The following is a 19,249-nucleotide window of genomic DNA, read 5'->3' as shown; positions in this document are numbered from 1 at the left end:
TCAATACTCCTCTATCTGAATCTGGCGCGCGGCGGTGATATCCACCGGCAGAATGGAATCTGCAAAAGCCCGGAATCTCTCCGCCTCGTCGCTCACAAAAAATTCATAGGGATTCTCGTCTGTCTTGTTGTGTCCCTGGTTCTCGATATTCTCCCGCTTCAGAAGCTCCTTAAGCTCGATGGCCGTCTCGTAGGCCGGATTCACCAGAATCACCTTCTCACCCATGATTCCGCGGACTGTGGAGCGAAGCAGCGGATAATGGGTGCAGCCCAGAATCAGGGTATCCACCTTCCGCTCTATCATCTCTTCCAGGTAGCGCCGCGCTACGGTCTCCGTAACCGGATCCTTCCTCCAGCCCTCCTCCACCAGCGGAACAAACAGCGGACAGGCCTTCTCAAAGACCTGGGCGTCCGGCCGCAGGCTGCATATGTAATCCCGGTAAATATGGCTTCCTACTGTTCCCGCAGTCCCTATGACGCCGATATTCCCTCCCGGACTCTCCTCCGCCGCCATCCTGGCCCCCGGCTTCACGACGCCGATGATCGGGATGTCCGATTCCTGCTGCAGGGTATCCAGCGCATAAGCGCTGGCCGTATTGCAGGCCACGACGATAGCCTTGACCTGCCGGGTGCGCAGAAAACGGACGATCTGGCGGGAATACCGGATAATCGTGTTGCGGCTTTTGCTGCCGTAGGGCAGACGGGCCGTATCTCCGAAATACACGATCCTCTCCTGCGGAATCTGGCGCATGATCTCCCGCGCCACAGTCAGGCCGCCGATTCCGGAATCAAATACCCCGATCGGGGCCTCTCTTAACATACTCATCGATTCCTCCCAGTTCATTGCTTTATTCAAAAGCTTCATTAAAAAATGTCAGATATTTAAAACGGATCCTCACAGGCGCAGCTTCCCCGCGCTCTTCCCCAAAAGCCTCCAGCGCTTTCCCTGCATCCTCCGCGCCCGTCTCTGCCGCTTCCGGATTTTTCGGCGCAGCCTCTGCCTCCATGGCTTCCGGCAGGCAGTACTCCGGGTACAGGCCGCCCCACCAGGCCGCCTGCTCCGTGCGGACCGGATCCGGAAGCCCTGCATACTCTGCATAAAGGCAGGTTCCCGCAAATCCAAACGCCAGCGACAAAATCAGCACTGCAAGCTCCGAACGTCTCATCCATTTCATGGCAATCCTCCTTCTCCCTTCCGGTTCCCTCCAAAATATTCTGTCCGGAAGGCGTCCCTTCTAAAGGATTGCCGTTTTTTTCCGTTTCTATTCCTTTCTATGATCCCGAATGGCGGCAAGGATCGCATCCCGCTGATTGTCGATATGCGTGCCGATGGCTGCGCTCACAGCTTCCTTATCGCCTTTTTTAATGCCCTCATAAATCTCGCGGTGTTCCGAATTCAGGCGCTCATGACTGCCTGTATCCTTCAAATATTCCAGGCGGTAGCGGTACATCTGCTCCCGCAGATTATTCAGAATCGTAATCAGGCGCTGGTTGTCCGTGGCGGCATAGATAATATCGTGAAATTTTACGTCCACCTCCGCCAGGCTTGTGAAATCATTCGTATCCTTCAGCCTCCGGAATTCCTCTCCCGCACCCTTCAGCTGCTCCAGAAGCTCCGGCGTGATCCGATCGCAGGCCATCTCGCCTGCCATGATTTCCAGCGTCCGCCGCACCTCCAGCACATCCTTCAAATCCTTTTCCGTGATGCTGGCCACTATGGCTCCCCGGCGGGGGATCATGACTACAAGCCCCTCCAGCTCCAGCTTCCGGATCGCCTCACGGATCGGCGTGCGGCTCACGCCCAGCCGGTTCGCCAGATGAATCTCCATCAGGCGCTCGCCCGGCTCCAGCTCACCGCGCAGGATTGCCTGCCTGAGCGTCTGAAAAACCACATCCCGCAGGGGAAGGTATTCATTCATAATTGCGTTGATATCCTGACTCATGGCTTTCCCCTCCTGTTGTTATACGGCGTCGTCAGGAACAGCTGCTTCGCAAGACGGTTTCTGCGCAGGACCGCCATCGCGCGCCGCGCCTTGTCCCTGTCCTCAAAAATGCCAAACACTGTCGGGCCGCTTCCGCTCATCAGCGCCGCAAGAGCTCCCTGCTCCTCCATGACGTCCTTAATCTTCTGAATCACCGGGTGCGCCGGGATGGTCACGGTCTCCAGCACATTCCCGTCTTTCATGCGCTCTGCCATTCCCTTCAGATCCTGCCGGCCGAGCGCCTCCAGGATCCCGTCGATATCCGGGTGCTGATCCTCCCGCAGCTCGTTTGCATGTAGATTCTCGTACACAAATTTTGTAGACACACTGATCCCCGGCTTTGCCACCAGAATATTGCAGGGCGGCATCGGCGGCAGCGGGCTTAAGATCTCGCCGATTCCCTCCGCCAGCGCCGTCCCGCGCATCAGGCAGTAAGGCACATCAGCGCCGATTTTTACTCCCCGCTTCATCAGCTCCTCCTGGGACAGCCCCAGTCCGTACATGCGGTTCATGCCGTACAGCACCGCTGCGGCGTCAGAGCTCCCTCCTGCCATTCCCGCTGCTACCGGAATGTATTTCTTCAAATCGATGAAAAGGCCGCCTTCCAGGTCAAACTCATCAAACAGAAGCTTTGCCGCCTTATATACCAGATTGTTTTCATTCGCCGGCAGATAGTATAGATTCGTCCGTACCCGGATCCCTCCCCGCTCCTGCCGCATCAGCTGGATTCTGTCAAAAATGCGCACTGTCTGCATGATCATCCGTACCTCATGGTACCCGTCTTCCCGTTTCTTAAGGACGTCCAGTCCCAGATTGATTTTTGCCAGCGCCTTTAACTGCATCTTATCCATAGTATTGTACTTCCTGTGTTTTTTGTATACATATATAGAGAAGTATAGCAGAGACATAAGAAAAATGCAACAGAGGCCGCAAAAAAGGAGGCCGTCCTTCCCCATGAAATCCTGGCTTTCACAGCTCCTGGACAGTCTCCTCTTCCGAGCGGTTTCCCGCATCCCTCCTGTGCCTGCTATTCCCTGCTTTTTCCCATTTCCTTCACCAGAATCAGCTTCTGGCCTGCTTTAAGCTCCTCCGACGCCAGTCCGTTCAGCTCACAGATCCGCTCCGTCGTAGTCCGGTAGGCCTTTGCCACCTCCCAGAGCGTATCGGAGGGCTGCGCCACATAAAGCAGAAAGCCTGGAAGCGCCTTTAAAGCCTCCAGATCAAGAGGGCTCTCTGTCACATCCGTGATGCATTTCAGAGCTTTGCCGGCAAAGACCAGGGCATTGATCTGAATGACTGCCTTTACCTCCACTTCTCCGCTGCTCACCATATCCACAGAAAGCTGTTCCAGGGATGCATGGAGGTAATAGACGCTGTCCTTTCCCGCGCCCGGCGCCTCGATCTGATGCTCAAAGGGCACGCTGCCCTTCAGGCAGAGCATAGGGTGGCTGTCATCTGCAGTCACATACAGGATCTGGACCTGCACAGCCCCTTCCACCCGGATTCCATCCTCCGTGACTGTACAGTCATCTACCTTAACCTCCCCGCTGCCATGGCAGAGCTGGAGAATCGGCGGCTCCTGGCTCCCGGTCTTCAGCCGTTCCGACACACGGCATTTGGAAGCGTTGCTCACCAGAAGGCTTTCATACTCCACAGAAGACACCGCCGGGGTAATCTCAAGTCCGGGATGATACAGATCGCAGATCATATCCAGCTTCTCTTCCTGGTAGATGCGGATATCCAGCTCCAGAACCGCATCAATATTTATGACCCTCAGCTCTCCGTCGTAGTCGGGCTTGATCTCCAGATCCGCATTTGCCAGCTCCAGCTTCAGGCTTCCCAGCATTCCCTCCTGGCAGCCGCTCACATCCACCCGGCTGTTGAACGGAAGCACCTGTTCCAGCCAGCTTGCCTTCGCACCCTCTTCCCCTTCATACAGCAGGAAGACTACCAGCTCGCCCTTCATCACCACTTCTCCCTCTGCGAGGCGCAGCTCTGTTCCCTGCATCGCTACATCCTGCCAGATCACCTGCCGGATGTTCGGCTTATTGGCCGGAAGAATGATCTCGTCCTTGATCCGGCTGGTGTCGCGCTTCCGGACTGCCAGGGCAGCGGCAGACAGCGGACAGGTCTTCACCTGCGTTCCTTCCGTCCCTTCCACGGCTATGGGTACTTCCTCATCTTTCAGCTCTTCCACGGTCAGCTCCAGCGTCGCCACCGTCTTGATGCCGAATTTCCGTGAGTTGATTAAGACTGCGGACACATCCTCCAGCATCCAGTCCAGCTTCAGGCTGTCACCGTCGTCAGCTGCCTCTACGTTCATGTTTTCCTCAAAGGGAATCTGCCCCTTTACGCTATGTAGGCTGCCTTCCTCTGCGTCGTCCATATACAGGATAAAAAACCGCAGGGCTCCCCGGATCAGTACACGGCCGTTCTCCGCCTTGACTTCCTCGATCTCTATCTTTCCTTTTTCCTGAACAATCATGCCGGCGTCCGGCATTGCTTCCGGAATATTGTAATCATCATCCAGCGTCATCTGGCTGACGGCTTTTCCCTTCTGCCGGATCATATGAATGGTTCTGCGGACAAGCTCCACAACACACACCTGCTTTCCTTTTTTCTCTATCAGTCTATGCGCATTTTCACTGAAATACTACTGGTTTCTCCAGATACTCCGTCTTCACCACCAGATACGGATAGCTCACAGCCTCCGCTACCGACTCTGATGCGTCCGGGCCGATCAGATTCGTATCGAAATAGACGGCGTTTTCAGACAGATACAGCTCGTTTACGGAGATACTGTAGCCGCCTGTGCTCTGTTCTCCATATCCGATACAGAGATAGAGGCTGTCCTCCGCCTCATAGGTGAGCTTAAAGCTCTCCGCCTTCTTTTCCTCCAGGATTCCCTTCAGCTCCTCGGGAATCTCTGTTTCCTCCACGATCGTATAGTCCAGATCCCGAAGCTTTTCTGTCTTATTGGTCTGCACGCTGCAGCCCGAAAGGAAAATCAGGATGGCGCCGATAAAAAATACGCGTTTCCACATCGCGTTCTGACATTCTCCTTCTATCCGGTCTTACTTTATATGTATGGTGCACTTTTCCCTGTCATGCCTGCGAAAAGTGACTCTGATCCTTGTTTTTTACATGCGACTTGATTATAATGAGGTAAGGCGGAGCAAAAGGTTCAGGAGAATTCCGCCTTCAAGGAGGAACAGGCATGCGTTTAAACACATCGGCCGACGATTCTGTCAACTACAGATACAGCGGCATTCTGGTACATCCCACTTCCTTTCCCTCTCCCTATGGAATCGGAGATTTCGGAAAGGGAGCTTATGATTTTATAGACTTTCTGGAGGCAGCCGGACAGCATCTGTGGCAGATTCTTCCGCTGAATCCTATCACCTCCCATGGAAATTCCCCCTATCAGGGCTTTTCTGTCTTTGCGGGGGAGCCTCTTCTCATCAGCCCGGAGCTTTTAAAGGAGCAGGGGCTCTTAACGGAAGAGGATCTGAAGGAAATTCCTGATTTTGATCCGGTTCACGTGGACTACGATGCAGTGCGTGAATATAAATATCCCTTATTCCGAAAGGCCTGCAAGGCCTTCTGCCAGGGAAATGATCCGGAGCTTCAGGAGGTGTACAGCGCCTTCTGCACAGCCAACCAGGACTGGCTGTCCGATTACTGTCTTTTCATGGCCCTGAAGGAAGAGCAGAAGGGGCTTCCCTGGACCGAGTGGCCGGAGGCTCTTCGCAACATGGAGGACGAAAGCCGTTCCCTCTGGACAGAAAGGCTGAAGGACGAGATCGGCTTCCACACCTTCCTGCAGTTCTGCTTTTATTTTCAGTGGGCTTCCCTGAAGGAGTATGCCAATGACCGCGGCATCGCCGTCATCGGTGATATTCCTATCTTCGTATCCCCGGATGGGGCCGATGTCTGGGCCAACCGGGAGCTCTTTCAGGTAAATGAAAAGGGCTATCCTTCCTCAGTGGCGGGAGTTCCGCCCGATTATTTCAGCGCGACCGGACAGATGTGGGGGAACCCGCTCTACGACTGGGCCGCCCATAAAAAGGAGGGCTATCGCTGGTGGATCGCCCGCGTCCGCCATCTGCTGGAGCAGGCGGATTACGTCCGTGTCGACCATTTCCGCGGCTTTGAATCCTACTGGGAGGTGCCCGCTGACGCCGAGAATGCCATCTGCGGCGTATGGCGCAAGGGGCCGGGAGCCGAGCTGTTCCAGGCCATTCACAAGGCTCTGGGAGAGGATCTGCCAATCTTTGCCGAGGATCTGGGACTGATCACGCCGGAGGTCGTAAGCTTAAGGGATTCTCTGGGCTTCCCGGGCATGCGCGTGCTTCAGTTCGCCTTCGACGGAGGGGAGAGCACCTTTCTTCCCCATCAGTTTGATACCCGTAACTGTATCTGCTACACTGGAACCCACGACAACAATACAACCGTCGGCTGGTACCAGAATGCATCGGAATACTCCCGCGACAAGGTACGCCGCTACATGAATACAGACGCTTCCAGCATCAGCTGGGATTTTATCCGCATCTGCCTGGGAAGCATCGCCCGCTATGCGATTTTCCCGATCCAGGATGTGCTGAAGCTTGGGGAAGAGGCCCGGATGAACGTTCCCGGTGTGGCGGAAGGCAACTGGGCATGGCGTTACCGGGACGACGATCTGAATTCCGGCATGGCGCAGGGGCTGCGCCAGATGACCGAACTGTTTGGAAGATAAGGAGGCTGCTTATGATACGGACTCTCATCATTGTAATCATCGTTCTGGCTTATCTGATTCTGGGTATCCCGGTGCTGCTCATCGAATGGGTGATCGGAAAATTTAATCCCAGAGCGAAGGACTACAGCTGCCTGCGGCTCGTACAGGCCGCATTCAAGCTTATCATGTTTGCCGCCGGCACGAAGCTTACTGTCATCGGAGAAGAAAATGTTCCAAAGGATCAGGCAGTTCTCTATGTAGGCAACCACCGGAGCTATTTCGACGTGATTATGACCTACGCGCGCTGCCCCAGGCTTACCGGCTATATCGCCAAGGTGGAGATGCTGCGCTATCCGCTGCTCCGCGACTGGATGAAGGCCCTGTACTGCCTGTTTCTGGACCGCGACGACATCAAGGCCGGACTGAAAACGATTCTGCAGGGAATTGAATATATTAAGAATGGAATCTCTATCTGCATTTTTCCGGAAGGTACCAGAAACCATTCCGACGTCATGCTGCCCTTCAAGGAAGGCAGCATGAAAATGGCGGAAAAGACCAACTGCCCGATCATTCCCATGGCGATCACCAATTCTGCAGAAATTTTTGAGAACCACATTCCCTTTGTCCGCCGCTGCCACGTGATTCTGGAATATGGAAAACCGATTCTGCCCGGAGAGCTCTCCAAAGAGGAGAAAAAGTTTCTGGGCGCATATACACAGCAGAAAATTCAGGAAATGCTGGATAAAAACAAGAGCTTACTGCGTATAGAATAAAACCGAGGAGGCTATTATGAAAATTGTAGTACTGGCAGGAGGAACGAGCACGGAGCGGGACGTATCCTTAAGCTCCGGCAGCAAGATCTACCGTGCCTTAAAAAACCGCGGCCATCAGGTGATTCTCCTGGACGTTTATCTGGGATATGAAAGCGAAGCCCCTGTAACCGCAGAGCTTTTTGATTCTGAGCTTGACTGGGCGAAGGATATCCAGGCTGTCTCTGCGGAGCACCCGGATCTTTCCCATCTGAAGGAGCTCCGCAAGGATGGGGGCAAGAGTATGTTCGGCCCCAATGTGCTGGCTCTCTGTGACATGGCAGACGTCGTATTTCTCGGACTGCACGGAGCGAACGGCGAGGACGGACGCATCCAGGCCGCCTTCGATCTGATGGGAATTCCTTACACAGGAACCGGTTACCTGAGCAGCGCCCTGGCTATGGATAAGCATATTTCCAAGCAGTTCTTCCGCAGCGCAGGAATCCCTACGCCCGCAGGAATCACGCTGAAATGCGGAGAAAAGGCTGATCCTTCCTCCGTGCCCTATCCCTGCATGGTAAAGACGGTCTGCGGCGGCTCCAGCGTGGGAGCCTACCGGGTAGACCGGCCGGAGGATCTGCAGAAGGCTCTGGATGACGCCTACTCCTTCGGAGACAGCGTGATCGTCGAGCAGTTTATCACAGGCAGGGAATTTTCTGTGGGAGTCATCGATGGAAAGGCGCTTCCCGTCATTGAAATCGCCCCCCTGGAGGGCTTCTACGATTATAAAAACAAATACCAGCCCGGCAGCACCATCGAGACCTGTCCTGCTGAGCTGTCTCCGGAGCTGACAGCCCAGATGCAGCGCTACGCGGAGATGGCCTTCGAGACACTCCATATGCGCTCCTACGCGCGCATGGATTTTATGATGAGCGCCGAAGACAGATCTATCTACTGCCTGGAGGCCAACACGCTGCCCGGCATGACGCCCACCAGCCTCCTGCCCCAGGAAGCCGCAGTCATCGGAATGTCCTTTGAAGATCTCTGCGAAAAATTAATCGAGGTTTCGTTAAAATGAAAGAAATGTCATTAAACCAGATCGCCCGCGCCTGTCAGGGGACCTACGTGGGCAGTGAGGAACAAAAGAGCCGTGAGGTAACTGGCATCGACATCGACAGCCGGAAGATAGAGCCCGGCTACCTTTTCGTGGCTGTAAAAGGCGCCCGGGTGGACGGTCACAGCTTTATTCCTGCCGTTTTCGCAAAGGGAGCCGCAGCCGTTCTCTGCGAGCGGCTGCCTGAGCATCCGGCAGGCCCCTGCATCGTCGTGGATTCCTGTCTGGAGGCCATCAAGCGGCTTGCAGAATATTACCGCAGCACCCTGACCATCCCTGTCATCGGTATCTCCGGCAGTGTCGGAAAAACCAGCACTAAGGAAATGATCGCTGCTATCTTAAGTCAGCGCTGCCGTGTGCTGAAGACAGAGGGAAACTACAACAATGAAATCGGCCTTCCTCTGACCATCTTCCGCATACGGGAAGAGCATCAGGCCGCCGTACTGGAAATGGGGATCAGTGATTTCGGAGAGATGACCCGGCTGGCGCGCATGGCCAGGCCTACCATCTGTGTCCTGACCAATATCGGCCTCTGTCATCTGGAAAATCTGAAGAATCGGGACGGCATCCTGCAGGCCAAGACAGAGATGTTCGACGAGGCTCAGCCCGGCGCCCAGATCATTCTGAACGGCGACGACGATAAGCTGATCACCCTGAAGGACATCCGCTCCCCGCGGCCTCTTTTCTTTGGTCTGAATCCTGAGCTTGATCTCTACGCAGAGGACATCGAAAACCTCGGTCTTCAAGGCACCCGCTGCACCTTTGTCACCAAAGCCGGTTCCTTCCAGGCGCTGATTCCGATCCCGGGACGCCACATGGTGCACAATGCCCTGGCAGGTGTCGCCGTGGGCCTTTCCCTCGGACTGACCACAGAGGAAATCCGCGCCGGTATCGAGAGCCTGACCCCCGTCAGCGGCCGGAATAACCTGATCCGCACTGGAAAATGGGATATTCTTGACGACTGCTACAATGCAAATCCAGTCTCTATGGCCGCATCCCTGGACGTGCTCTCCTGCGCTCTGGGCCGCAAGGTCGCCATCCTGGGCGACATGGGCGAGCTGGGCGAAAATGAAAAGCTCCTTCATTACAATGTCGGCTGCCATGCAGCCGATGCTGGAATCGACGCGGTATTCCTGGTCGGAGAGCTTTCAAAGGAGACTGCCCGCGGCGTAGAAGCGAAGAATCCTTCCATCACCTGCCGCCATTTTGATACAAAGGAGGAGCTGATAAAGGCTCTGCCGCTCCTTCTGACGAGGGGCGACTCGATTCTTGTGAAGGCCTCGCATTTTATGGAGTTCCCTGAGATTGTAGAATGGCTGAAGGAGCATGGCAGCATGTAACAAATGGAATTCTGCCGAAAAAGGAGACCCACGAAAGCATGTGGCGTCTCCTTTTCATCAATCGGTCTTTTACTCGTTCAGATAAACCTTCAATAATTCCATCGCTTTTTTTCTTTTTCTCTCATCACAATCCTTTACCAGAAACCAGATGCGCTCTACCTCTCTGTTTATTCTCTCCTCCCCATCCTTCCCCAGAATCAGGTAATCCAGAGACATTCCAAGACATTCCGCCAATCCTATCATGGTTTCCAATGACATTCCACAGTATCCCCGTTCAATATCTGCGCAATACTTCTCTGCCTTTCCCACCCTGCCCGCTAATTCCTTTCGTGACAGGCCAAGCAGCTTTCTGCGCCGGCGAATTCTTTCTCCTGTTGCGGTTCTGCTGTAAAGCTGTCTTTTCTGTTCCAAAATCATGCACCTCATTTCTGTCATTCCGGGCTTCCGTCAAATCCAGCCTGTTCAAAATCTCTTTTTTCTCATATAAAGGACTGCAATGCCTGCGCCTCCTGCTGCCAGAAGCATCAGGACAAGCCACAGTACCGGCTGGCTGCTGTCCCCGGTATGCGCGCTGACTACCTGCGACCTTGCGCTGCCTCCTCCTGAGGATGAACCTCCGCCACTGTTGTTATCGGTAGACGGAGCTTCCTGCTTTTGGTTCACAAACACGGCCTCCGATGTTTTTCCGCTTTCAATGGTTCCGGATGCTCCTTCGGAGGATACCACATAGCCGCCCTTCTCAATCTCACGGATCTGATACTGCGTACCCGCAGGCAAATCCAGGATGGTGATTTTCTGTCCATGCTTTAGAACAAATGAGGCTTTTCCCTGTGCGTCAAACGTCAAGCTTCCATCCTGAGGCTTCTCCGCTCCCTTCACAGAATCCACTGTTTCTCCCACATAGGAATAGCTTCCTGACAGAGGGTTCCCTCCGCCGTCCCGCAGACTTATCTCAAAACGGAACTCCGTCGGATCCTCCGCAGCGCTCTTCACTGTCTTGGAGACCGCCAGCTTCCCGTTCTCCGGATCTGGATGAACTGGCTGGTTTTCCACCGTCACATACATGACGGAGGAGAATACGCCGGAGATATCCTGTGTTTTCAGATCCTGTACCTTGCTTCCGTTCTCTGTATAACAGGCACCATCAGTCCCCGGGGTCGTACTCTCATAGTGCTCCAGGCACTGCCGGACTGCCAGTCTGTTCCAGCCTGTTTCCGTCCTCGCAGTCAGCGTCACCTGGCCGTTTGTCGGACTGTACTCCAGACCCAGGCCATCCCCGCTCCGATTTCCATTATAATACAGATGCTGTTCCTCAGAAGGATCCGGATTTTCCTCCCAGCTGCTCCAGTTCGCCCCTGCTCCGCCGTAGGAATAATCCGGAGACGTCAGGAGCTGTATCCGGATATTGTGAAGAGACGCATCGATTCCATCGTCCCGTACAAATCTCAGCATTCCCTTGACTATGCTTCCCACTGCCCGTCCGGTCGTGATGCCGTCATCGGCAGTTCCGGCGTCCGCATAGACCCCGGTCTCATCTACAATTACCTGAACCGCCTTGGGGTTTTTAAAATAATTTGTATCCCCTGAGCTGGTTTCAATCAGGTAATAGGTTCCCCTTTTAAGGAAATCCTTTGTACTTGGAAACACCAGCATTCCCTCTCCGGTGACCTTATCGCCCGTACCGTCCGGCTCCCGGTGCAGGGAAGCTGTGGTTCCCTGATCGTATGGGGTAAGGTTCGCCAGACGGTTATAATCCACAGTGCCATCTCCGCTGACTGCTCCCGCCTTCTCCACATCCTCGGCCAGGTACAGTGCGAAGCCTGCCCCGTTCATAGCCTGTCCCTTCTCGTTTACCTTCTCTACAATCAGGTAGTTCCGGATGTTAGAGACATAGATATGTACAGCAAACTCCCTCTGGAATTCATCGGTATAAAGGCGAATCAGGCTGCCATCTTTGTCCTTGTAGTAATAATTGACCGTGTATTCGACCTTGGAAGCCTCTACGGCGCTATTGCCTTTCTGTTCCAGATACCAGTAATAATTTTCAATACTGCCCGGGAGATCCTCCACGGTGACCTGAAACGCGCCTCCGGTAGCCAGCTCAAATTTGTTTTTTCCTCCATTAGCCTGCACCGCTTCCAGAATATTATCCTCCATGGAGGAGCTGTTGTGAATCGTCCAGCCCTCAGCGGCGCTTCCGGACACTGGCGCCCAATTCTTCTCATCTTTGTAAGGCTTTGACATGTCCAGTCTTTTAAACACCACCGCATACATATCAGGCATAGGCTCTGTAGTACTGAGATCTACAAGCTGTTGTCCCTGATTTGCGCCCTCCGCTTTATACAGAATTGTTGACGCAGTCGTTGTGACCTTTGGTTCCCCGTAGGAGCCTGTTTCCCAGTAATGATCGGAAAAGATCAGGCCCGTTTCCGGATCATACCTCAGACAGGTGTCCGCCGCTGCATGGTAGCCGTCCAAGACGGATGTCTCCCGAAGAATAAAGTAGCGAGTATTACATTTTTCATAGAAGTCTCCAAATGTATGCGGCGTCCCGTCTTTGTCCAGCATTCTCAGCAAACCATTACTATCTGTCGTTCCCGTGAAAATCGGAGTATTCTCACATCCCTCTTTAATTTTGTAGCCGTCCCCTGAAACTTCGGCCGGGTAAAGCGCAAACTCAACACCAGATACCGGATTTCCTTCCTGATCGAGCTTAGTGATCTCACTTTCCGGGATAGGCTGCAGATTATATTTCAGCATCATATTAGAATCGGTATTTCCGCGCTCCAGATAAAAGAACTTTAAGGTATGAATGGTACCGTCAGCAAACGTATTCTCTTTATCACTCTCCGTATTCCAGCTTACATCACCCTCCTTCCCTGCGCTCTCAAAACGTCCTCTGATCGTTCCGGCATCCCCTTCGTTTACCCGAATTTTTCCTGTAGAAAAATCGATGCTCATGCTCGCGCGATCGTGAATTCCTCCCAGGTCTACTACCAGCACATCGTCGATGAATACCCATACGTCATCGTCCCCTGAAAATTGATAGGTAACAGGCTGGCTTTCACGGATCATTCCTCCATTCTTCTGGATAAACCGGGTCGTCATGGAAAGGCCAAAATAATGATTTAGGGTACTGCTCTGTGAATCCAGCTCCCCTTCCTCTTTCTGTGTCAAATTCCCGTCTTCCAACTCCGGATTACCTGAAGCATTTGCTTTGAACACCTCTCCGGGGCCGTCAAACGGAAAGAACTGACCATTAGAACTGCCTCCTGCGGGTTGTACGCCCCAGGTATTATAAAGCTTAAATCTCCCCTCATCCTCATCGAACCATGCGAAATTTTTCTGGCTGTCATAATAATAATAGCCATCGCTGTCTGTCTGGAACAGCCCTTCCACATTCGAAAATGCTTTTTTTCCATCTCCACCACTGGGCTCAAACAGGTAAGCTGTGGATTCATCTGTCGTCCCGCTATCGTTCGGTGCTGCAGGCAAATTTTCTACAAAAACAGGATACCCATCATCTCCCAGTGTATCCTTTACGATGCCAGTACGCGGGGCTGTACTCTCGGTCCAGTGATTAACACTGAGATCCTTCAGCGTCCCACCATCCGCCAGTTGTCCCATTCCTTTTCCAAATTTGAAGGCATGCCCCTTATTAATTCCCTGCTGAGTACGCGCTGCGTCACCATAGCTTATATCATCCGCTGCCTTTCTTCCCCCTGCATCCCCTGATGCTGTCCAGTAGTCAAACAGATCGACAGATGTGCCGGCAGGAGTGAAGCCGTCCACAGTATAATCCTCAAAAGCAGCGTGCCCGGGATCTGCAAGCACAGCCACTTCCGAAGCTTTCACAGTGACAGCCGGCTCCGGCACACCTTCTGCCAGCACATAGCCGTCAGGCAGAGAGGCCGTCACGGTACAGCTGTCAGCTGACCATCCCGTCTCCGGGAAAGCAGACAGATCCCAGGTGAGCTGCAGCTCCTCTGCCGCTGCTTCTGTCTTTTCTTCTGTCTTCAAAACCGGCTCTGTCAGAAGCGGCGCCTCCAGCGGAACTCCAGACGCAGTTTCCTCCGGTTTCTCTGCCTGTCCCGAGGAATCAGCAGCTTCCTCTGGAGAAGCTTGTGCCTGCTCTGTCTTCTGGCCGTCCTCTGCCGCCGGCTCTTCCTCCGTCTTCTGGCCGTCCTCTGCCGCCGGCTCTTCCGTCTCCTGGCCGCCCTCTGCCGCCGGCTCTTCCGTTTCCTGGCCGCCCTCTGCCGCCGGCTCTTCCGTCTCCTGGCCGCCCTCTGCCGCCGGCTCTTCCGTCTCCTGGCCGCCCTCTGCTTCCGGTTCTTCTTCCTGCGCCGGATCCGCCTCCTGCTTCTCCTCTGCTTCCTCCCGAATCTCTGCCATGACAGAAGTGGGCAGCAGCTCCTTCAGCGTCTCCCGCGTCAGCTTTTCCGCTCCGTCGAGATCAGAAATCTGAAGCTCCCATCCATTTTCCGTCTCTGACAGATATTCATTTTCTGTCCATTCCCAGGAGGAAACCGTCTTCTCCTTATTCTGCTGTTCCTCACTGGCATATACCGCTCCGTTTGAAAGAAGCACTACTGCCGACATAGCTGCTGACAGTAGCTTTGTAGCTTTCCTTTTCATATCAATTCACACCTCATTTTTACATATTCTGTATGAGTCAAGCTGCTGCCGCTGTATAGATAAGTCTCCCTATGCTTACTCATCCTGCTCTGCTGACTTACTGATTTTTTCATACCCTCCTTTTCTTCCTAAAGCATTCAAACACAAAACACTTTAGGAAAACTACAAAATGATGATTCTGTGGTAAGCACAGATGCACCCTGTCAGGAACACTCCGGCTTCGTAAGCCTTATGCCTTTAAAAGCAGGCTTTGAATTCCTGAAACTGGAGGAAAACGGCAAAGCATTCAGGAAATCCATAACGAGCAGCGGCTCTGTAACGCATACAAACGAAGCCTGCAGTCATTTGTTTTCCGCAGGCCTGGGTTTTGTACCATTTTTTACCTTAAAATAAGGGTGGAATTGGAAAATAGGTTGCAATTCACAGGCTTTTCCTATATACTACTGTGTGAACAGATATAATTTCTCTGTTTTAAAAGTATGCTTACCACAGAATCATCATTCCGTGATATCTGCTGGGTAAGCCTTTTATATAATAAGCTTCATTTTCCGCAATATTTTTTCATAGGCTTCCGTACTTTCCGCCACATAGATCCTCGTTGTCTCAACCGATGAATGTCCCAGTATGTCAGCCAGATGAGCCAAATCCTTCTCCATCGAATAATAGCTCCTGGCAAACAGATGCCGGAGGCTGTGGGGAAATACCTTGTTTTTATCCACGCCGGCTGTCTCGCACAGCTTCTTCATGTCTCTCCATATATTGCTGCGGTCAAGAGGCCTTCCGGTTCTGGTCCGAAAGAGGATGCCTTCCCGGATCTGCTCTGTCCTGATATAGTTCTGTAATTTCTTTCTCAGCTCTTTCGAAAGAATGACAGTTCTGTTCTTACCTTTCATGCAGATCTCTGCTTTTCCTTTCTTGACTGCCTCGACCGTTATAAAGCGAAGCTCGCTTACACGGATTCCGGTAGAGCATACAGTGAGCATCAAGTAGTACAGTCTCTTGTTTTTCCTTTTCTGTGACGCAAGAAGCAGACGCCTGTACTCCTGTTCCGTCAACTCCCGGTTCTCCTCCAAAAATGCTTTCCTCTGAACCTTCAAAAAGCGGATCCTGCACTCTGTAATTCCGGCAAACGCAAGATAAGCATTCACGGCCGAAAGTCTATTGTTTACAGTCAATGCACTGCAGCATTGTCCCAGCCCGCTCCTGTATTCCAGCAGCAGCTCTCTGCAAAGTCCGCGCCCATGCAAAAAGCTCTGCAGTCTTTCCAGCTCACGCACATATTTTTTAATCGTAGCAGGAGCCTTCTCGTTCTCCACCAAAAAATTCCGAAACATACTCAGAGTACGTTCGGTAATTACTGCATTCCTTTTTCCCTTCATTTACCTTATCCTCCCTTTTGTCAGTGTCTCTCGGAACATGTCAGCCGCGTGCAGGAAGCCGGGCTCCTTTGCCCTCTGTTTTCTTCCAGTATATCAGCGGCTGTTTCCATTGTCATACTGACACAAATGCTCTCCCTTGGACAGAAATCTTTCCCTTTCAAGCCAAAGAAAAGAGGCGGTTTTGAGAATGCTCCAGCTCTTAATCATTCTGGCTCTTCTCAAAACCGCCTCTTTTTCAGTCATCGGCGCATCTATATCAGGTTCTTCTCCACTCGCACTCCTTTCCTCTTACTCCTTCTTCACCTAATCAGACCGGCTGCAGCTGCTCAGCTCACAAAGCCGTCCTGCACGATGTCCTGAATCACTTCGGTGGGAATCTCAAATTCCACGCTGCCCATAGATCCCGGCGCCACCTCATATTCATCGAAGACAATGACAAGCTTTCCGCTGTCGTTTACATAGAAGGTCGTATCCTCTGTGATAGACTGGAAATCGCTCTCCGGCATGTCGCTGTCGATAAAATACATCTTTCCTTCATCCGCTGCCATCTGCTCCTTCATCTGGGTCTTGATGTTATCGGAGATCGGAGTGATAAAATCAGCGTCTTCCCTGAAAAGCCCCTTCAGATTGATCATCTGCCCGGTCTGCTTGTCGATATGGTAGATCCTCACGCTCTCAGCTCCGCTGGCCATGACAGTCAGCTGGTCAAAGCGGATGGAAAACAGTCTGTCAGAATCCGTAATGACCTCATAGTTCAGCTCCACGGACTGATGCCCTTCCCCGCCAAAGGCTGCCACATCCGCCTCATACTGGGCAATAATCTCATTGGTATAATCCTCGATCGTTTTGTTAATCTGCTCTGTTGTCTCCTGATTTACCGTTCCATCCTCATTTTTTACGCTGACCTCGGGAATCTTCACATCCGCCGACATATTATCGTTATCTGTAGAATTCTTATACTCCCGGAACGTCACTACCTCCGCGATAGCCCCGAGCACCGGAATCTTCATCATCGCATTCGCAATGGTTGCTCCGGAATTTGCCATGATTGTGATCGCAAGCATCGCTGCCACCACTGCGCCTCCTGCTGCTTTGACAAATGTGATTACCTTAGATTTCTTTTTCATACGTGTCACTTCCTCTCTTTCTTCTTTTCCTTTTTCTATTCCAGCCTCCACTCTCTGGCGAAGCTCTGCCGGGATTCGGATCTCCTCATATTCCTGTTTCATCTTTTCCAGTCTCTCATCCTTCATAAAGAATCTCTCCTTCCGTTAGTCTTACCTTAAGCTTTTTCAGGCTGCGGTACAGAACCGTCTTAATCGTGCTGGTGTTTTCATTCATAATTTTTGCGATGTCATCCAGCTTCTGATCCTCAAAAAACCGGAGAACGACCACGGTCTTTTCTCTCTCATCCAGAATATTCAGCGCCTCCAGCGTATCAAAATCCTGGTAGATATCTTCTTTTCCCGTCTCCTGCGTCTCGTCTGTGGCGATCTCTCTGCTGCTCTTTCTTATAAAATCTACGGCAGTGTTCATCACGATACGCCACAGCCAGGTGCGGATATGCGCTTCCTGACGGACGCGTCCGGAATATTTGATTGCTTTATAGACGCTTTCCTGAACGATGTCCAGAGCGTCTTCTTCATTTCTCACATAGGTATAAGCAAGACGGTACATCGCTTCGTAGGAATCGAGAATCTGTTCCTCTACCTTCTTTTGTAATGCGTCTGCATTCATCCTTTCCTCCTCCTTTGCTTTTCTATCTATTAGACGGCAGGGGGCCCGCAAAAAGTTTGCGGAATTTAAAAAAATTTTTTCTTTCTCCCTGCATGGCAGGAATCCGGCCTCCGGCGGCACAGAAAACCGGTGTGCGGAAAGCCTTTTCTGCCTCCCGCACACCGGTTCCTCAGCTGCTTTTCACAGACCTCCGCCTGGACAGCCGGAAGTCACCGGCGCCTTCAACGTCTCCTATGAATCCGCTTCTATATGATGCTTATCCGCATATCCTGTCAGAATCAGCGTCAGGGCTCCGTCTCCCGTCACATTGCAGGCCGTCCCAAAGCTGTCCTGCAGCGCGAAGATCGTAAGCATCAGTCCTGTTCCGGTAGCGTCGAAGAGAAGCACGCCCGTGATCAGGCCCAGGGATGCCATCACCGTTCCTCCCGGCACGCCCGGCGCTCCGATCGCAAAGACGCCCAGCAGCAGGCAGAACAGAATCATTGTTCCCAGATCCGGGAGGCTGCCATACAGAATCTGCGATACCGTCATCACAAAGAACACTTCTGTCAGCACAGAGCCGCAGAGGTGGATATTCGCAAAGAGCGGGATTCCAAAATCCACCATATCCTGCCGCAGTACTTTAGACTTGCCGGCACAGCGCAGAGCCACAGCCAGCGTGGCAGCCGATGACATGGTTCCCACTGCCGTGATATAGGCCGGGCCGTAATGCTTCACGACCTCCAGCGGATTTTTTCCGGAATAGAGGCCCGCCAGGATGTAGAGAAGCGCCATCCACAGATAATGCCCCACCATTACAATCAGAATCACCTGGATAAATACCGGAAGCTGCTTCGTGATCGTTCCCTCATAAGCCAGGCCACAAAAGGTCGCGGCAATAAAGAAGGGCAGAACCGGGATCACGACCTTGCTTACTATCGCAAGCACGATAGCCTGGAATTCATCCAGCAGCTCTTCCATCCTCTTTGACTTCGTCCATGTCACTCCAAGGCCCAGCAGAAGCGAGAACGCCAGGGCGCTCATGACCTCCATGACAGCCGGTATCTTCAAATCGAAAACGACCTCCGGCAGCTCCCGCAGCCCCTCTACCTCTGATACAATGGACAGGTGGGGAATGATCGCATAGCCTGCCGCCATCGACGCGAAGGCCGCGCCGATCGACGACACATAGGCCAGGATCAGGGCTGTCACCAGCATACGGGAGGCATTGCTTCCCAGCTTTGTGATGGACGGCGCGATAAATCCGATGACAATCAGCGGCACGCAGAAATTGATGATTTCCCCCAGAAGCTGTTTGATCGTCACAATCACGTTCATAAAGGCTTCGTTGGCAATCAGCCCCAGAACCATACCCACAATTACGCCCACCAGCAGCTTGAAGGGCAGGCTTTTCAGGATTTTCTTCATAACGGTCTCCCTCTCTTTTCTTTCTATTTCATTACTATAACCAGTATATTGGAAAACATTACCCGTTGCAAGCCGGCACAGAAATTTCTTCTGCTTTCTTTAAGCTACATCTTTAGAATTTCATTGTATATTTCAAGAATTTCAGCATATCCTGCGATTTTGCTTCCATCTTGAAAGACAAGCCGCATCC

General features: G+C 52.6%; 16 protein-coding genes. 4 read left to right on the top strand and 12 right to left on the bottom strand.

Annotated features, from left to right (window positions below):
• The 6 genes from murI to B5E77_RS01760 form a co-directional block, all read right to left on the bottom strand.
• Positions 1-825 carry a glutamate racemase gene (murI, locus tag B5E77_RS01785; RefSeq protein ID WP_087163683.1) on the bottom strand — a complete coding sequence of 275 codons (825 nt, stop codon included), beginning with the start codon at positions 823-825 and terminating at the stop codon, positions 1-3.
• A gap of 22 nt (positions 826-847) precedes the next feature.
• Entirely contained in the window at positions 848-1,174 is a 327-nt protein-coding gene (locus tag B5E77_RS01780; protein ID WP_087163682.1) for a hypothetical protein, read from the bottom strand.
• Between the two features lie 87 nt (positions 1,175-1,261).
• Entirely contained in the window at positions 1,262-1,942 is a 681-nt protein-coding gene (locus B5E77_RS01775; protein WP_087163681.1) for a GntR family transcriptional regulator, read from the bottom strand.
• The gene (gene ispE, locus B5E77_RS01770; RefSeq protein WP_204248000.1) at positions 1,939-2,832 is read right to left on the bottom strand and encodes a 4-(cytidine 5'-diphospho)-2-C-methyl-D-erythritol kinase; all 894 of its coding nucleotides are present in this window, start codon (positions 2,830-2,832) and stop codon (positions 1,939-1,941) included. Before ispE ends, B5E77_RS01775 begins: the two co-directional genes overlap by 4 nt.
• A 176-nt stretch (positions 2,833-3,008) precedes the next feature.
• Entirely contained in the window at positions 3,009-4,577 is a 1,569-nt protein-coding gene (locus B5E77_RS01765; RefSeq protein ID WP_087163680.1) for a DUF3794 and LysM peptidoglycan-binding domain-containing protein, read from the bottom strand.
• A 46-nt stretch (positions 4,578-4,623) separates the two neighbouring features.
• Positions 4,624-5,025 carry a protease complex subunit PrcB family protein gene (locus B5E77_RS01760; protein ID WP_087163679.1) on the bottom strand — a complete coding sequence of 134 codons (402 nt, stop codon included), beginning with the start codon at positions 5,023-5,025 and terminating at the stop codon, positions 4,624-4,626.
• A 173-nt stretch (positions 5,026-5,198) separates the two neighbouring features.
• Between B5E77_RS01760 and malQ the strand changes: the two genes are divergently transcribed.
• Genes malQ through B5E77_RS01740 form a run of 4 tightly spaced genes read left to right on the top strand, consistent with a single transcriptional unit; the run spans position 5,199 to position 9,901 of the window.
• Positions 5,199-6,719 (top strand): 4-alpha-glucanotransferase, encoded by a 1,521-nt coding sequence (gene malQ, locus B5E77_RS01755; protein ID WP_087163678.1) that lies wholly within the window; start codon positions 5,199-5,201, stop codon positions 6,717-6,719.
• A gap of 11 nt (positions 6,720-6,730) precedes the next feature.
• Positions 6,731-7,471: a lysophospholipid acyltransferase family protein gene (locus tag B5E77_RS01750; protein WP_087163677.1), complete on the top strand. Its 741-nt coding sequence runs from the start codon at positions 6,731-6,733 to the stop codon at positions 7,469-7,471.
• 16 nt (positions 7,472-7,487) lie between these two features.
• The gene (locus tag B5E77_RS01745) at positions 7,488-8,525 is read left to right on the top strand and encodes a D-alanine--D-alanine ligase family protein (protein ID WP_087163676.1); all 1,038 of its coding nucleotides are present in this window, start codon (positions 7,488-7,490) and stop codon (positions 8,523-8,525) included.
• The gene (locus tag B5E77_RS01740; RefSeq protein WP_087163675.1) at positions 8,522-9,901 is read left to right on the top strand and encodes a UDP-N-acetylmuramoyl-tripeptide--D-alanyl-D-alanine ligase; all 1,380 of its coding nucleotides are present in this window, start codon (positions 8,522-8,524) and stop codon (positions 9,899-9,901) included. Before B5E77_RS01745 ends, B5E77_RS01740 begins: the two co-directional genes overlap by 4 nt.
• A 69-nt stretch (positions 9,902-9,970) precedes the next feature.
• On the opposite strand, the gene B5E77_RS01735 is transcribed toward B5E77_RS01740, so the two are convergent.
• The 6 genes from B5E77_RS01735 to B5E77_RS01705 all read right to left on the bottom strand — a co-directional run bounded on the left by B5E77_RS01735 (position 9,971) and on the right by B5E77_RS01705 (position 19,059).
• Positions 9,971-10,312, bottom strand: coding sequence for a helix-turn-helix domain-containing protein (locus B5E77_RS01735; protein ID WP_162609618.1), 342 nt, complete (start codon positions 10,310-10,312; stop codon positions 9,971-9,973).
• Positions 10,313-10,363: 51 nt separating this feature from the next.
• The gene (locus B5E77_RS01730; RefSeq protein WP_143468562.1) at positions 10,364-14,536 is read right to left on the bottom strand and encodes a DUF7601 domain-containing protein; all 4,173 of its coding nucleotides are present in this window, start codon (positions 14,534-14,536) and stop codon (positions 10,364-10,366) included.
• Positions 14,537-15,063: 527 nt separating this feature from the next.
• Positions 15,064-15,915, bottom strand: a complete 852-nt coding sequence (locus B5E77_RS01720) for a tyrosine-type recombinase/integrase (RefSeq protein WP_242963543.1) — start codon at positions 15,913-15,915, stop codon at positions 15,064-15,066.
• Between the two features lie 326 nt (positions 15,916-16,241).
• Complete coding sequence (locus B5E77_RS01715; protein ID WP_087163671.1) at positions 16,242-17,168, bottom strand: DUF3298 and DUF4163 domain-containing protein; 927 nt, start codon at positions 17,166-17,168, stop codon at positions 16,242-16,244.
• Entirely contained in the window at positions 17,158-17,652 is a 495-nt protein-coding gene (locus B5E77_RS01710) for a sigma-70 family RNA polymerase sigma factor (RefSeq protein WP_087163670.1), read from the bottom strand. Before B5E77_RS01710 ends, B5E77_RS01715 begins: the two co-directional genes overlap by 11 nt.
• 231 nt (positions 17,653-17,883) lie before the next feature.
• Positions 17,884-19,059, bottom strand: a complete 1,176-nt coding sequence (locus tag B5E77_RS01705) for a dicarboxylate/amino acid:cation symporter (protein WP_087163669.1) — start codon at positions 19,057-19,059, stop codon at positions 17,884-17,886.
• Positions 19,060-19,249 lie beyond the last annotated feature (190 nt).

It is taken from the genome of Lachnoclostridium sp. An131 (assembly GCF_002160825.1).
Classification (GTDB): domain Bacteria; phylum Bacillota; class Clostridia; order Lachnospirales; family Lachnospiraceae; genus Laedolimicola.
Note: the sequence above shows the minus strand (reverse complement) of the source record. Positions and strands in the feature narration are given on the sequence as shown.